Genomic DNA, 14,820 nt, shown 5'->3' with positions numbered 1-14,820 from the left:
GATTTTAGTCTACCGTCGGTTCAGGGCGAAAGCCATTGGCCTTGCCATCCATCCGCGCGGGTAAACGCAGCGCGTCTGTGATCGTCGCCCAGATGCACCAGATCGATGGTCTGAATCGCACAACGCAGCACCGCAAAACGTTCGAAATCGGGCGCTTTGTCATAGGCCAGCGCATCCGTCAGCGGCGCACCCGGCTGCGGGGTCACCCCATAGCTCAGCCGTCCAGTGTCCGGCATCCTGTCCCAACGGTCGCGCACTGTGTCGCTGGTCAGGATCGTCACCGCGCATTGCAACCGGATCTGTAGCCGTTTTTTATCTTCCCAGACGTGAAGCGCGCCGCGCGGCGCATCGCGCAAGCTCGCGATCTTGTCTGATTGCAGGTCGGTATAGACTTCTAGCGTTGCAGTATCGCGGTCAGCGGCACGCAGAACGATGGTGCGCGCCTCTGGCCAGCCGTCGCGGACGGTGGCGAGCGTCGGTTGTCTGCTGGGCGATTTGTGGTCGGCCACACCGCGCGACAGCCGTTGCCACATGCGGTCATGCAACCCGTTCAGCGTTTCAAACCATTCACTCATATCCCGTCATCTCCAGATATCCTTGGCCTGTGTGGCTGCCGCTTACGGTCACCGGACCTTCCCAGTACGGGACAGAGGTGTCCATCCATGCCAGTGGATTGATCGCTGTCACTGTCACGTCGACCCCCCGGTCGGGTAGCGTGACACGCCATGTGGTCGGCACGCTGCGCCCCGCAACTTCGGTGTTATCCAGCGGGATGGCGCGCAATGCCCCGTCCTGAAACGGCGTCGGCGTGCCGTCGGCTGTAATCCACGTGGCATAGGTGAAATCTTCACCGTCTGTCTGGCGCAACTGAAATCCCATCAGCTTGTCGCCGGTGTCGAACGACAGCGAAAACCAGTCCCATCCGGTCTGCGTGTCCGCCAGCGGCTGGCTGGACCATTCCCGATCCAGCCAAGCCGTTCCGGTAATGGGCACATCACCCGTCGGCAGGGTCAGGGTGCCCGTCAATTCATAGAACGGCTGGGAATAATAATACGACGCCTGACCGGCGGCAGATTTGACGGAATAGCCGTTATCGCCCTGCCGGACCAACGGACCGGTGGCGGTCAGGTCCACGTCATAGGCAAAGTTTGGACCGGATGCGGTCAGGCGCGCGTCGTCGATCCCTGTCATCTGCCAGTCGTCGATCCATGCGGTGAACGGGTCCGCGATCACGCCCGCCTGTCCGATCCCGCCCCGCGCCAGCCGTTCTGTCACGAAATGCGCGTCCGGCGTGGTGACGGCGGCGTGACCCATCCAAAGTTGCGGATCGTCCCAGCCATCGCGTGTTTCAGGGGCCATTGCGCTGCGGAACAGCGTCCATTGCAAACCATAGGGCGTGCCGTCCGGTCCGGTCATGTTGGCGGTCAGATACCACCATTCGATCCTGTAATCGGGATGCGCGCCATGATCGGCGGGAAAGCTGAACTGTGGATCGGGCTGCGGAACCGCAAAGCCCTGTGCATCGCGGCCCAGCCCGGCAAAGCCCTGTGCCATGGCTGTCATCGGCAACAGACACAGGATCAGGATTTTAACGTTCATTGGAAAATACCTGTAGCAAGGCCGCAGGGGGTGTGCGGGCCAACCGCCATGCGGGCCAGAGTGCTGCCAACCCGGCAGCCCCCAGCGCGAAAACCCCCAAACGCAGATAATCTGCCGGGAACAGGAACATCGGCAGTTTCCAGCCAAATGCCGCGACGTTGACGACCGCCAACAGCGCCCAAGCCAACGCCAGCCCCAGCGGCAGCGCGACGGCAGCGGTAAAGACCGCCAGCATCACGGCGCGGATCAATTCGATTGCACCCAGACTGCGGCGCGTCATGCCCATCGCCCAAGCCGGGGCCAGTTGCGGCACGCGCAGCGCTGCAAGTGTCAGAAGGCTCATCAATATGGCGAACCCGGCAACGGCCAGCGTCAGCACATTCAGCGCGGTTGTCACGGTAAACGTCCGGTTGAACACATCCAGCGAAAATTGTTTGATCCCCGCCTGATTGATCATCGCACCATCAGGAATGCCGACATTGCGGGTAAGGGCCGCGCGAAAATCGGACACCTCATCCGGCGGCAGGCGTAGCCCGAACCGCAAGGCGATGACATCGGGGTAAAGCGCGGCAAACACGGTTTCGGACAGGATCGCCTGACCGATGGGGTTGCCATAGTCGCCGTAGATGCCGGCAACGGCAAAGCTGCTGTCACCCACCGGCACCATATCATTCATCGCCAGCCCGGTGCGGCGCGCCAATTGTTCGTTGATCAGGATGCCCGTGCCGTCGCTGACCTGTTGCCACGGGTCCGGCCCTGCCGACAGAAACGTCCAGTTGTCGGTATAGGTCGGACCGATCCGCGCGCCGAACACTTCGGTCGGCAGATCGCGGACTGTGGCCATGGCGGATTGGATGGGCAGGATGGCGTCGGTGCGCGGCGCGGCATAGGTGGTCAGCGCTTGCGCCTGCGCAGCATCCTCTGCCGTGACGTAAAGCTCTGACGCCAGCCGCTGGTCCAGAAATCCGACAAACGTCAGGCGAAAACTGCTGACCATCGTGGACACGCCGACGTTTGCGGCCATGGCCAGCAACAGTGCAGCCAACGCAAGCGACAGGCCCGGCAATTGCTGGCGGGTATCGGCCCAGAACCACTGGGTTCGCACGCCTGATGACAGCGACTGCGCCAGTGCCAGCACCCGGTCAAGGATCAGCGGCAGCGCCAAAGCAGCGCCGATCAACAAGGCGCCAAGCAAGGCGAAACCCGTGATCAGCCCGTCTGCCGTGAACGCCAGCACGGCAGCCAGCACCAGCAAAACGGCGGCCAGCCCACCCTGTACCCGCGCACCACGCCCCGCCGCCATCGACAGCGCCCGCCGCGATCCGCCCGCCAGTAGCGGCATTTGCGCCAGCCGCCAGAACGCCGCCGTCGCGGCAAGCGCCGTGCCGCCCAGCGCGATCCCAAGACCCGACAGCCACCAGACCGGGCGCAGTTGCAGCGTGCCTGCGACGGTCTGCCCGTAAAGCCCCTGCAAGGTCGCGGCGACATCTGGCAACAGGACCGACGCGATCACATACCCGAGCGCCACACCGATGGTGCCTGCGACCAGCGCCATCAGCGCCAGTTCGGCGGCCATCAGTGCCATCAGCGTCCGCAGCGGCACCCCCAGCGCGCGCAGTGTCCGCACGACGGGGCGCCGCTGTTCAAACGCCAGCCCGATCGCGCCGTTCACGATGAAAATGCCGACCGCAAAGCTCAGCAGGCCGAAGGCCGTCAGGTTCAGATGGAAACTGTCTGTCAGACGGCCAATGTCGCTGCCGTCCTGCGCCACCTGCCGCACAAGGTTCGGGGCGATATCCTGCAACGCAGGGCGACCCAGCGGTTGTTCCGTGGCGACAATCATCCGCGTCAGGCCGTCGGTTTCCAGTAACGTCTGCGCCAGTCCGATGTCGGTCAGGACCGTGCCGGGGGCCACATCGGGGGCTGTGATCCGTTCGGCGTCGATGTCGGGCAGACGGTTCAGGACCTCTGCCCGGCCAAAGACCTGACCGGACCCGGACAGGAACGTGTCAATTTCGACCCCATCGGACACGGTGACAGGTCCCAGCCCACCGGGCGCCGTCAGTGGGTCCAGCCCGACGATACGGACACCGTTCAGCCGACCCTCAATCACGGGGGACACCAGCCAGCCGGCGCGGCGCAGCGCGACGTATGTCGATTGCGGGATCGTGCCGCCGTCGCGGGCGGTCAACTGGTCGAACTGGCCTTCGCCCAAGGTTGCGGCGGCCGCGTCGTAGCTGGCCGATGCCTCTGCATTGATGGCCTGCACGCCGGACCAAAGCGCCGTCGCCAGCGCGAGCCCCGCCAGCAGCGTGAACAACTGCAGCGGATTGCGCCACCAATGCGAAGTCAGCGCCTGAAGCGTGGCGCGGATCACGCGATCCGGCCCTTGCGCAGATGGACCCGCCGCTGCATCTGCGCCGCAAGGATCTGCGAATGCGTGACCATCAGCAGGCCCGCGCCCGTGTCACGCACCAGATCCAGCATCAGCGACAGGACCGTCGCTGCGGTATCTTCGTCCAGATTGCCGGTCGGTTCATCCGCCAGCACCAGTCGGGGGCGGGGGGCCAGCGTGCGGGCGATGGCGACGCGCTGCTGTTGGCCCCCCGACAGTTGTTCGGGATATTTGTTCAACTGCGGCGTCAGTCCCATCCGGTCGGCCAGATCGGCGCACCACGCGGCATCGTGCCGCCCCGCCAACCGCGCCTGAAAGTTGATGTTGTCCACGACCCGCAACGATGGGATCAGATTGAACTGCTGGAACACAACACCCACGGTGCCGCGCCGCAGCCCGGCACGGGCGCGGTCGTCCAGCTGTGTCAGATCCGTGCCGTCCAGCATGATGTGCCCTGAATCCGCCTGATCCAGACCGCCGACAAGATGCAGCAGCGTGCTTTTGCCGGACCCGCTTTCCCCGGTCAGCGCAAGCGTTTCGCCTGCGCCCATTTTCAGATCGACACCATCCAGCACAGTGATCCGCGCATCGGCGGTCACATAAGATTTTCGCAGGTCGCTGATGGTCAACAGCATGTACATATCCTTTTGGTGTGAACTTAAGCCGTGAGTAGGGTTTTCCACCACCCGGGCGGTTTGCCGCAGGGTCAGTTCACGTTTTTCTGGCGTCTGGCGTGGCGGCTTGTCATCCTGCTGGTGACACATGATCAGGAGGGTCACATGACCGATATCGTCATTCTGGGCGGCGCACGCACGGCCATCGGCACATTCGGCGGCGCATTGGCAGGGACACCCCCCACCGAACTGGGGGCCATCGTGTCGCGTGCCGCGCTGGACCGCGCAGGCGTGGATGGTGCGCAGATTGGCCATGTCGCATTCGGCCACGTCATCAACACCGAACCGCGTGACATGTATCTGTCGCGTGTGGCGGCGATGGATGCCGGTGTGCCCGACACCACACCGGCAATGAACGTCAACCGCCTGTGCGGGTCCGGCGTGCAGGCGATCGTGTCTGTCATGCAGTCGCTGGCGATGGGCGATGCGGATTTCGGACTTGCCGGTGGGGCAGAGAATATGTCGCGCAGCCCGTTCATCGTATCCGGCCAGCGCTGGGGCACAAAGATGGGCGATGTCGTGTCGCGTGACATGATGCTGGGAACACTGAACTGCCCGTTCGGGTCCGGGCATATGGGCGTCACGGCGGAAAATGTCAGCGGCGAACATGATATCAGCCGCGCGGCACAGGATGCCTTTGCGCTTGAAAGCCAGCGACGGGCGGCCGCCGCGATCAAGGCTGGTTATTTCGCTGATCAGATCGTGCCCGTGCCGATCAGGGTCAGACGGGACACGGTGGATTTCGTGACCGACGAACATCCCAAACCGACAACGGCGGACGGTCTGGCCAAACTGCGCCCGGCCTTTGCCAAAGATGGCACTGTCACGGCAGGCAATGCGTCGGGGCTGAACGACGGGGCGGCGGCCGTGGTGCTGGCGCGCGCCGATGCGGCACAGGCGGCAGGCCTGACACCCCGGTTCCGCGTGCTGGGCTATGCCCACGCCGGTGTCCGGCCAGAGGTGATGGGCATCGGTCCGGTGCCTGCAGTTCGCAAGCTGCTGGACCGCACCGGGTTGCGGCCCGGCGATTTCGACGTGATCGAAAGCAACGAAGCGTTCGCCGCACAGGCGCTTGCCGTCAGCAAGGAACTGGGATTTGACCCAGACCGCGTGAACCCGAACGGTGGTGCGATTGCATTGGGCCATCCGGTCGGTGCCACGGGTGCCATCATCACGGTCAAGGCGATGTATGAACTGGACCGCATTCAGGGCAAGCGTGCCCTAATTACGATGTGCATCGGTGGCGGTCAGGGGATCGCGTTGGCCATCGAACGCATCTGAACGGATGCGGAGCCGCGCCGCCCTAGTAGAACAGGGCGGCGTTGTTGATCAGCAGAATGCGGATGATTTCGATCCCGATCAGGGCGACGATGGGCGACAGATCGATCCCCCCCATGCTGGGCAGGATGTTGCGGATCGGACGATAGATCGGGTCCAGGATGCGCTGCAATGTGTACCAGATCTGGCCAACGATTGGCTGACGGACATTCAGCACGTCGAAACTGATCAGCCAGCTCATGATGAAATGGGCGAAGATGAAAAAGCGCGCCACGCCAAGCAGCAGCAGCAGGATCTGGAACAATGATGTCATCAACGTCACTTTCGGGCTATGTCAGCCCCGGAGGTAAGCGCAAGTCGCTGGCGCATCAAGACCTTGTTGCCGCAGCGGCACAGCTTGACCTGCGCGTCAGGCAGTGACACCTGCGCCCGCATGTATCCATTTGTTCGTCTTGCCAAGGAATTCATCGTGCACCGGGGCGCGCAGGACCTGCCGGTTCTGGGCGCGCATGTCAGTCATCATCGGTGCTGGCCGCAGGATCTGGATGTCTTCGTCGAAATGAACAACGGGCGCATTCTGACGATCCTTGATCTGGGGCGCACCATTCTGGCCCAGCGGGTCGGTCTGCTGCGGGCGCTACGGCGCAACAGGTGGGGTCTGACGATGGCGGGGGCCAGTGTGCGCTATCGTCGCCGCATCCGTCCGTTCGAAAAATTCCGGGTCATCAGCCGTTGTGTCGGCTGGGACGGGCGGTTCTTTTATCTGGATCAGTCGATCTGGGTGGGCGATGTCTGTGCGGCGCAGGCGCTGTATCGATCCGCCGTGACCGACCGCAACGGGATCGTCGATCCCGCGCGGGTGTTCGAGGCAGCGGGTTTTGATGATGCCCCACCGATGTTGCCTGCGTGGACGCAGGGCTGGATTGATGCCGATGCAACGCGCCCCTGGCCGCCGGAACTGCCCGACGCGCTATAATACTTGCCAGCGCATGTCCCGGCGGGCTTAGGTTGCCGCAACGGGACAAGGGGCAGGGCATGGCAGTATCACGCAGGCGTATCTGGGGCTGGATGGCGTTCGATTGGGCGTCACAGCCGATGTATACACTGGGACTGACATTCGTGTTCGGACCCTACTTTGCCAGCGTCGCCACAGCCTATTTCATGACCGGTGGGCTGGACCGCGCCGCCGCCGGGGCAGAGGCGCAGGGGCTGTGGTCGATGGGGCAGGCGGTGGCCGGACTGTTAATTGCCGTCACCGCACCGTTTCTGGGGGCTTTTGCCGATAATTCCGGGCGCAAGATGCCGTGGATTGCAGGCTTTTCCGTCCTCTTCGTCGTGTTGACGGCAATGCTGTGGAACCTGACTCCAGACGGTGCCTGGATCTACATGGCGCTGATATTTTTCTACCTTGCGTTCTTTTGTGCGGAATCGGCGCTGAATTTCGTCAACGCAATCCTGCCCAGTCTGGGCAACCGGCATGAAATCGGGCGCATTTCAGGGTCTGGCGCGGCATTCGGCTATTGGGGCGGGGTGGCATCGTTGTTCATCATGCTGCTGCTGTTTGTCGAAGACCCCGACACCGGCGTCACCCTGATCGGCCTTGCCCCGGCGCTGGGCCTTGATCCCGCCCAGATGGAAGGGACGCGGTCGGTTGGTCCGTTCATTGCCATCTGGTTCGCGATCTTCATGGTGCCGTTCTTTATGTATGTGCGCGATGACCCGTCGCTGGGCGGGCAGTCCACGAAAATCAGCGCCGTCTGGGCAGAGCTGAAAGACACGCTGCGCGGTGTCGTCCGACGTAAAAGCCTGCTGAACTTTCTGCTTGGGTCGATGTTCTACCGCGACGCACTGAACGCGCTTTATGCGTTCGGCGGTGTCTATGCGGCGATTGTGCTGGACTGGACAACCATCAACATCGGAATTTTCGGGATCGTCGCGGCCTTTGCCGCCGCGATTTTTACCTGGATCGGCGGATTGGCCGATGCGCGCTATGGGCCCAAACCTGTGATCATTGTGTGTGTCTGGTTGCTGATCGGCGTCAGCATCGTGATCGTCGGCATGTCGCGCGCGTCGCTTTTCGGCGTTCCGCTGGCCACCGGATCGGCGATGCCCGACGCGATCTTTTTCGCGGCTGGCGTGATTATCGGCGGGGCGGGTGGTGCGACCTATGCCGCATCCCGGTCGCTGATGGTCCGCCACACAGACCCCGACCGCCCGGCAGAGGCGTTCGGCCTGTTCGCCCTGACCGGCAAGGCGACGGCGTTTCTGGCCCCCGCCAGCATCGCACTTTTCACATATATGACAGGAAACGTACAACTTGGGTTTCTGCCGGTGATCTTCCTGTTTCTGTTGGGGCTGCTTCTGCTAAGGTGGGTCAACAAAGACGGAGACCGAGCATAATGATCCGCACCATCGCCGCCATGACGTTGCTTGCCGCCCTTGCGGCTTGCCAGCCCGAAAAGCCTACTGTTTCTGTGGTGTCCACCCAGAACACCAACGACACACGGATCGCCAAACAGGTGTTCGGCCCGATGGCAGGCGCATCCCGGCAGGCACCCGAATCGCTGGGGTCCTATGCGCGGGGCTGTCAGGCGGGGGCGCAAGCGTTGCAGGAAACAGGCCCGACGTGGCAGGCGATGCGACTGTCGCGCAATCGCAACTGGGGGCAGCCGCAGCTGGTGGATTTCGTGCAGGATCTGTCGCGTTTCGCGGCGACGCAGCCGGGGTGGAACGGGTTGTATGTCGGTGACATCAGCCAGCCGCGTGGTGGCCCGATGACATCCGGCCATGCCAGCCACCAGATCGGTCTGGACGCGGACATCTGGTTGAAACCCGCACAATCGCTGACACTGAGCCGGACAGAGCGCGAGAATATCTCGTCCGACCGGATGGATCGCAATTCCGGCGCTTACATCAACAGCAGTTGGACGCCGCAGCACGAAGCGATCATCAAAGCTGCAGCATCCGACCCGCGCGTGGCACGTATCTTTATCTTTCCGGGGGCAAAGGTGGCGATGTGCAACAACGCCACTGGCGACCGAAGCTGGCTGAACAAGGTCCGGCCTTGGGCCGGCCACAACTATCATTTCCATGTGCGGCTGAACTGCCCGCGTGGCGATGTGACGTGCGAAGATCAGACCCCGCCGCCGCCCGGTGATGGCTGCGCCGATGCGCAGGAGTGGGTGAACAACATCATCAACCCGCCACCATTAATGCCGCCACCGCCAGATGCGCCGCGTCGTGTGCCAAGGGGTGATCTGACCATGGCCAACCTGCCTGGCCAATGCGCTGCAGTCGCTGCCAACTGACGTGTTCAGACCTGTCGTTATTCTCTTGTCCCTGCTTGGGGGCTGCCAGACCTACGTCGGGGTGCAGGCCGACACGTCTGCCGAATATCTGGGCCGATTTGTCTGGCAAGACACGGACCCGGCGTTTGGCGGATTGTCCGGGCTGGAATTGAACGCGGACGGGTCGCAGATCTGGGCTCTGGGTGACCGCGGCGTTCTTTGGACCGGCGACGTCATGCGTGACGACGGTCTGATCGCGTCGATTGCGCTGGATTCACCGCACACGCTGCGCACGTCAAAGGGTGATCCTGTATCGGGCAGTACTGCCGATGCCGAAGGTCTCGCTTTGTCCGGCGACGGCAGGCTTTATGTCTCATTCGAGGGGCTGGCCAGACTGGCGGCCTATCCCGACCCGAACGGCCCTGCAGTCCGCATCCCCCGCGCAGAGTCGTTTGCAGACATGCAGGGCAATGCCTCTCTTGAGGCGCTGGCCATCGTCGGGTCAGACGGTGCGCTTTATACCTTGCCGGAACGCAGTGGCGCTGTGACGCGTCCCTTTCCGGTCTATCGTTATCTGGATGGTGAATGGTCCACAGTGTTCAGCATCCCGCGGACCGATACGTTTTTGCCGGTTGGCGCGGACATCGGACCGGACGGGCTGTTCTATCTGCTGGAACGTGATTTCACCGGGTTCGGGTTCCGATCGCGGGTCCGGCGCATGCAGATGGATGGCACCGGGCTGGAATTGCTGTTGGAAACCAGCACCGGGACGCATGACAACCTCGAAGGTATCAGCGTCTGGCGCGATGCTGCAGGTGATATCCGCCTGTCGCTGGTGTCTGACGACAATTTTCGCTGGTTCCAGACAACAGAAATCGTGGAATACCGCGTCAGCGATTGACGCGGTTCGGGCTTGTGGCTAATCGGCGTCGTCCCCGAAAGGTTCGGGGGCCAAGTGCCGCACCCTTGTCAAAACGGAAACCAACATGACCCGAATCCTTCCCGGCGTAATCGCCATGGCCGCCATTGTCGTGGCGTCCAACATCCTTGTGCAATTTCTGATCCTTGATGGTCTTCTGACCTGGGGGGCATTCACCTATCCGCTGGCGTTCCTGGTCACCGACCTGATGAACCGCATCTACGGTGTCACCGCCGCCCGCCGCGTTGTGTTCGTCGGATTGATCGTCGGCATCATCTGTTCGCTGATCGGCAGTCAGATCCAGCTTGAATTCGGTCCTGCCGTGCCGATCCGGGTCGCCATCGCATCGGCCACCGCGTTCGGCGTGGCGCAACTGCTGGATATCACGGTGTTCAACAAGCTGCGCATGGGTGTGTGGTGGGTTGCCCCGCTGGGATCGACGCTGGTGTCGTCCATCGTGGACACCGTGATCTTTTTCTCGATCGCCTTTGCCGCTGTGTTCAACTCACTGTCGGCCGCCGCTGCGGATCAGATCATCTGGGCCCAGGATGCCGTGCCGTTCCTGAATGCCGGACCACTGGTGCCGCTGTGGGTATCGCTGGCCGTCGCGGATTGGGGCGTCAAGATCGCCGTGGCGCTGATCGCTCTGGTCCCATTCCGCCTGATTGTCCGTCGAGTCACAGCCACGTCATAAATGCAGGATTTAGTGTGATTAGGGTTTGACAGACGCGATATCTGCGGCAAACCTGACAACAGGCGAAACATTTGAAAGGAGGTGATCCAGTGCATCATGAAGTTCTGGAGACGTGTGTCGGGACAGCTTGGGGGATTCTGATCTAGGGCAGCCCTTGGATTAGCAATTTCACAGGTGGGTGACCCTATGGGTTCCTAACCGACCACCTCCGATATTCAGGAAAGGGCTGTCCCATCGCCGGGGCGGCCCTTTTTTGCTTTGAATGCTTGGCGGTCATCTGTTGGGCCAGCGTTTGGCAACGCCAATTACGACGATACGTGGTATGAAGCTGGGTGCAGGTGTCAAATGCGCGCGGGCCTGCTACATCAATCCCATGGCCGACGATCTGTACATCACCGACAGCATCACCCTGCAGGGGTGGGAACTGACCGAACAATTCACCCGCGCCTCTGGCCCCGGCGGGCAAAACGTGAACAAGGTCAGCACCGCTGTCGAACTGCGGTTCGAAGCCGCCAGGTCCCCGTCCCTGCCCGATCCCGTCAAAAGCCGTCTGCGCCGTCTGGCCGGGCGTCGCTGGACAACGGACGGCGCGGTGGTCATTTTCGTGCAGGACACGCGGTCGCAGGCCCGCAATCGCGATCTGGCCCGCGAACGACTGGCCGAACTGGTGATCGAGGCGACCCGCCGCCCCAAACGCCGCGTCGCCACCAAACCGACCTATGGATCGGTCAAACGCCGGCTGAAGGCCAAAAAGGTCCGTGGAGAGGTGAAGGCCCTGCGCGGATCTGTCGACCCCGACTAGGGGAACGATCGCCCGGCCATCGTGTTGAACCCAAAAGGAGACTTATTATGCGCAACCGCTATATCTACGCCCTGATCCCCCTCGGCTTTGTCGCCCTCGTCGCTTTCATGCTGCTGGGAGGAGAGGCTGTTCAGGAAACAACCGACGGCCCCGTGGGTGATGTAATCGAAGGGCAGGGCGAGTAATCGCCCAGACATTTCAAAAATGATGCCTCAAGTCGGGATGGAAAGCGCCAAAAAGTTCAAACCACGACCTCCGCCCGGTCCTGTGCCCCCACCCCGAATACCCGTTTGTACCGTGTGATCTCTTCTTCCGGTCCCATCGCCTTGTTGGGGTTGTCGGACAGCTTTACCGTCGGGCGGCCTTCGGCCGAGACGGCTTTGCAGACCAGTGAAAACGGTGCCAACCCGTTGTCGGGGGTCAGGCCGATGAAATCATTGGTCAGCATCGTGCCCCAGCCGAAACTGATGCGGACGCGGCCCGCGAATTGGGAAGACAGGGATTCGATCTTGTCCACCGTCAGCCCGTCGGAAAAGATCACCAGCTTGTCGCGTGGGTCTTCGCCACGGTCCTGCCACCACCGGATCGCGGTTTCGGCCCCTGTCGCGGGATCGCCTGAATCGACGCGGATGCCGGTCCAGCCCGCCAGCCAGTCGGGCGCGCGGTCCAGAAACCCCGGTGTGCCAAAAGTGTCGGGCAGGATGATCCGCAGGTTGCCGTCGTGTTCCGCCTGCCAGTCGCGCAGCACGTCATAGGGCGATTGCGCCAGTGCCGCGTCGCCGTCGGCCAAGGCGGCATAGACCATCGGCAATTCGTGGGCGTTGGTGCCGATCGCTTCCATGTCGCGGTTTTTGGCGATCATGCAGTTCGATGTGCCGGTAAAGGCCGCACCCAGCCCTTCTTGCATCGCCTGCACGCACCAGTCCTGCCACAAAAAGCTGTGCCGCCGCCGGGTGCCAAAATCAGCGATCCGCAGACCGTCGATCCGGCGCAGGCGTTCGATCTTTTCCCATGTCTTTGTCATGGCGCGGGCGTATAGCACCTGAAGCTCGAACCGGCCCATGTCGCCAAGCACCGCGCGGCCCCGCAATTCCATCAACACGGCGAGTGCGGGAATTTCCCACAGCATCACCTCTGGCCAGTTGCCTTCGAATGTCAGCTCATACTGTCCATTGCGTTTTTCCAGATGATAGGGCGGCAGACGCAGGGCTTCGAACCAGTCCATGAATTCAGGCGTGAACATCGCGCGCTTGCCATAGAACGTGTTGCCGCGCATCCAAGTGGATTCGCCACGCGACAGCGACAGCGACCGGATGTGGTCCAGTTGTTCGCGCAGTTCGCCTTCATCGACCAGATCGGCCAGCCGGATGGATTTAGTGCGGTTGATCAGGCTGAACGTCACCTGCGTCGTTGGATGGTTGCGGAACACCGACTGGCACATCAGCAGCTTGTAGAAATCGGTGTCGATCAGGGACCGGACGATCGGGTCGATCTTCCATTTGTGGTTCCAGACACGGGTAGCGATATCGACCATGGGGTCCTCCGGCGTTTGGGCCGTTAGACCAACTGCGCATAGGGCTGGCAAGGGCTGGTGCGGGCGCGCTGATTATTCAGAACAGGCCCGATTTCGCCATTTCTTCGTCGTGCAGTTCCTTGGCCCGTCCCGGGGCGACGCCAAGGATCGCTTCGATCTGGTGCAGCAGGTCGTCCTGCTCTGCTTCTTCGAAGCCGTCGGAAAACACCACGGACCACAGCGCACGCACCGCGTCTTCTAGATGGTCGTCTGCGATATGCTGGTGCAGCACCTCTGCCAGTGCCTTGGTGTCGGGCATTGCTGCTTCCAGCTTTTCACAGCGGGCGCGCATTTTTGCGGCTTCAACCGCGTTCAGGCCGTACAGGCGGGCCAGCACGTGGTCGATTTCTTCCACTTCCTCGAAAAGATAGGCGCGGTCGATCTTGGCCGCGCGCACCAGCAAGGCACCCAGCGCGTGGCGTTCGTCTGCCTGTGGCAGTGGCGTGACCGCCTTGTCGGTGTGAAACAGGGACAGCAGACGTTCGAGCATGGAAACCTCGGGCTGGGGGTGATTCGCCCCTCTTACGCGATTGGGCAAACCATGCAAACGGTGGCTAGGACATGCGCCGCAGGATCAGACGGGATGTTGCGGGCGCGACAGCGATGACAAGCGCGATACGGACAATATGCATGACGGACACGTATGCGATGTCCTGCCCCAGTGCGAGTGTCAGCAACGACATTTCCGTCAGGCCACCGGGCGAATAGGCCAAAAACGCTTGGCTCAGGGGGATGCCCTGACTGTAGGCGATCAGTTCCGCACACCCCAGCGCGACCACCAGCATCGCGCCAGAAGCGACAGCCGCGACGCCAAGGTCGCGCGCGATCTGGCGGGGCGTCGATCCGACGAACCGCGCGCCGATGACTGTGCCAATGACGATCTGCGCAATAATGACCAATAGCGTGGGCGGTGCGATTTCGACCCAGCCCATCAGGTGGACCCAGCCCGACAGGATCATCGGGCCAAAGATCGTGGCAGCGGGCAGGCGCAACCGTTTACCGGCAAAGACCCCGATGACAGCGCAGGCCAGCAAGATGATCCCGTTTTTCGGCGTGATCATGTCAAGCGGGACAACACCGTTGCCGTCGGCGCCGGATTTCACGTCCAGCACATAGCCGAAATAGATGACCACCAGCGTGACCACGATCAGGATACGTGCGGCATGGGCCAGCGCGATCTTGCGCGCGTCGCCACCTGCCGCTTCGCCAAGGATCAGCATTTCGTTCAGACCGCCGGGCATGGCAGAATAGAACGCGGTAACAGGGTCATATCTGCCCAAGCGGCGATAAATGACGAAAGACACCGCTGCCGCGAGGGCCAGAAACAGCGGCAACAGCAGGATCGTCAGCGTCCATGTTCCCAAGCGGTCGAACAGATCGGGCGTGATGGCGCTGCCCAGCAGTACGCCGATGACGGGAACGACATAGGGCCGCAACTTGCCGGGGCCGCGTACCGGCAGGCCGACAAGGGCGGCAAGGGTTGTCCCGATCATCGGTCCCAGCATCCAGGGCAACGGCATCTGGATCGCCCAGCCGATAAAACCCGATACGATCCCGATTGCCAGCGCCAGTCCCGTGTCCTGATGACGACGGACCATG

The 14,820-nt window shown here is 62.3% G+C and carries 16 protein-coding genes; 8 read left to right on the top strand and 8 right to left on the bottom strand.

Translation table 11 applies throughout. The annotated features are described in order from the left end of the window. Positions 1-20: 20 nt before the first annotated feature. Genes GZH79_RS08440 through GZH79_RS08425 form a run of 4 tightly spaced genes read right to left on the bottom strand, consistent with a single transcriptional unit; the run spans position 21 to position 4,629 of the window. On the bottom strand, positions 21-575 hold the full coding sequence (locus GZH79_RS08440) for a pyridoxamine 5'-phosphate oxidase family protein (RefSeq protein ID WP_211643340.1): 555 nt from the start codon (positions 573-575) through the stop codon (positions 21-23). Next, entirely contained in the window at positions 568-1,599 is a 1,032-nt protein-coding gene (locus GZH79_RS08435) for a lipocalin-like domain-containing protein (RefSeq protein ID WP_211643339.1), read from the bottom strand. Before GZH79_RS08435 ends, GZH79_RS08440 begins: the two co-directional genes overlap by 8 nt. After that, positions 1,589-3,976, bottom strand: a complete 2,388-nt coding sequence (locus GZH79_RS08430; RefSeq protein WP_211643338.1) for an ABC transporter permease — start codon at positions 3,974-3,976, stop codon at positions 1,589-1,591. Before GZH79_RS08430 ends, GZH79_RS08435 begins: the two co-directional genes overlap by 11 nt. Beyond that, a complete protein-coding gene (locus tag GZH79_RS08425; RefSeq protein WP_211643337.1) occupies positions 3,973-4,629 on the bottom strand; it encodes an ABC transporter ATP-binding protein in 657 nt (218 codons plus the stop codon). Before GZH79_RS08425 ends, GZH79_RS08430 begins: the two co-directional genes overlap by 4 nt. Positions 4,630-4,773: 144 nt before the next feature. Here GZH79_RS08425 and GZH79_RS08420 point away from each other — a divergent pair, with 144 nt between their 5' ends. Beyond that, positions 4,774-5,949, top strand: coding sequence for an acetyl-CoA C-acyltransferase family protein (locus GZH79_RS08420; RefSeq protein WP_211643336.1), 1,176 nt, complete (start codon positions 4,774-4,776; stop codon positions 5,947-5,949). Between the two features lie 22 nt (positions 5,950-5,971). Here GZH79_RS08420 and GZH79_RS08415 read toward each other — a convergent pair whose 3' ends face one another. Continuing rightward, entirely contained in the window at positions 5,972-6,259 is a 288-nt protein-coding gene (locus tag GZH79_RS08415) for a YggT family protein (protein ID WP_211643335.1), read from the bottom strand. Positions 6,260-6,379: 120 nt separating this feature from the next. Between GZH79_RS08415 and GZH79_RS08410 the strand changes: the two genes are divergently transcribed. The 7 genes from GZH79_RS08410 to GZH79_RS08380 all read left to right on the top strand — a co-directional run bounded on the left by GZH79_RS08410 (position 6,380) and on the right by GZH79_RS08380 (position 11,833). Continuing rightward, positions 6,380-6,922, top strand: coding sequence for an acyl-CoA thioesterase (locus GZH79_RS08410; RefSeq protein WP_211643334.1), 543 nt, complete (start codon positions 6,380-6,382; stop codon positions 6,920-6,922). Between the two features lie 59 nt (positions 6,923-6,981). Then, the gene (locus GZH79_RS08405) at positions 6,982-8,346 is read left to right on the top strand and encodes an MFS transporter (RefSeq protein ID WP_211643333.1); all 1,365 of its coding nucleotides are present in this window, start codon (positions 6,982-6,984) and stop codon (positions 8,344-8,346) included. After that, positions 8,346-9,254: a penicillin-insensitive murein endopeptidase gene (gene mepA / locus GZH79_RS08400; protein ID WP_211643332.1), complete on the top strand. Its 909-nt coding sequence runs from the start codon at positions 8,346-8,348 to the stop codon at positions 9,252-9,254. Before GZH79_RS08405 ends, mepA begins: the two co-directional genes overlap by 1 nt. Before the next feature lies 1 nt (position 9,255). Next, on the top strand, positions 9,256-10,134 hold the full coding sequence (locus GZH79_RS08395; protein ID WP_211643331.1) for an esterase-like activity of phytase family protein: 879 nt from the start codon (positions 9,256-9,258) through the stop codon (positions 10,132-10,134). Between the two features lie 85 nt (positions 10,135-10,219). Next, positions 10,220-10,846 (top strand): queuosine precursor transporter, encoded by a 627-nt coding sequence (locus GZH79_RS08390; protein ID WP_211643330.1) that lies wholly within the window; start codon positions 10,220-10,222, stop codon positions 10,844-10,846. Positions 10,847-11,219: 373 nt separating this feature from the next. Continuing rightward, complete coding sequence (arfB, locus tag GZH79_RS08385; protein WP_211643495.1) at positions 11,220-11,648, top strand: alternative ribosome rescue aminoacyl-tRNA hydrolase ArfB; 429 nt, start codon at positions 11,220-11,222, stop codon at positions 11,646-11,648. Positions 11,649-11,695: 47 nt separating this feature from the next. After that, the gene (locus GZH79_RS08380; RefSeq protein WP_211643329.1) at positions 11,696-11,833 is read left to right on the top strand and encodes a hypothetical protein; all 138 of its coding nucleotides are present in this window, start codon (positions 11,696-11,698) and stop codon (positions 11,831-11,833) included. Between the two features lie 56 nt (positions 11,834-11,889). Here the strand turns inward: GZH79_RS08380 and pncB are convergent, their stop codons facing one another. The 3 genes from pncB to GZH79_RS08365 all read right to left on the bottom strand — a co-directional run bounded on the left by pncB (position 11,890) and on the right by GZH79_RS08365 (position 14,819). Continuing rightward, entirely contained in the window at positions 11,890-13,182 is a 1,293-nt protein-coding gene (pncB, locus tag GZH79_RS08375) for a nicotinate phosphoribosyltransferase (protein WP_211643328.1), read from the bottom strand. Between the two features lie 76 nt (positions 13,183-13,258). After that, on the bottom strand, positions 13,259-13,711 hold the full coding sequence (locus GZH79_RS08370; protein WP_211643327.1) for a TerB family tellurite resistance protein: 453 nt from the start codon (positions 13,709-13,711) through the stop codon (positions 13,259-13,261). A 64-nt stretch (positions 13,712-13,775) separates the two neighbouring features. Further along, entirely contained in the window at positions 13,776-14,819 is a 1,044-nt protein-coding gene (locus GZH79_RS08365; RefSeq protein WP_211643326.1) for an AbrB family transcriptional regulator, read from the bottom strand. Position 14,820: the final 1 nt, after the last annotated feature.

The sequence above is a fragment of the Loktanella sp. SALINAS62 genome (assembly GCF_018263905.1).
GTDB lineage: Bacteria > Pseudomonadota > Alphaproteobacteria > Rhodobacterales > Rhodobacteraceae > Loktanella.
Note: the sequence above shows the minus strand (reverse complement) of the source record. Positions and strands in the feature narration are given on the sequence as shown.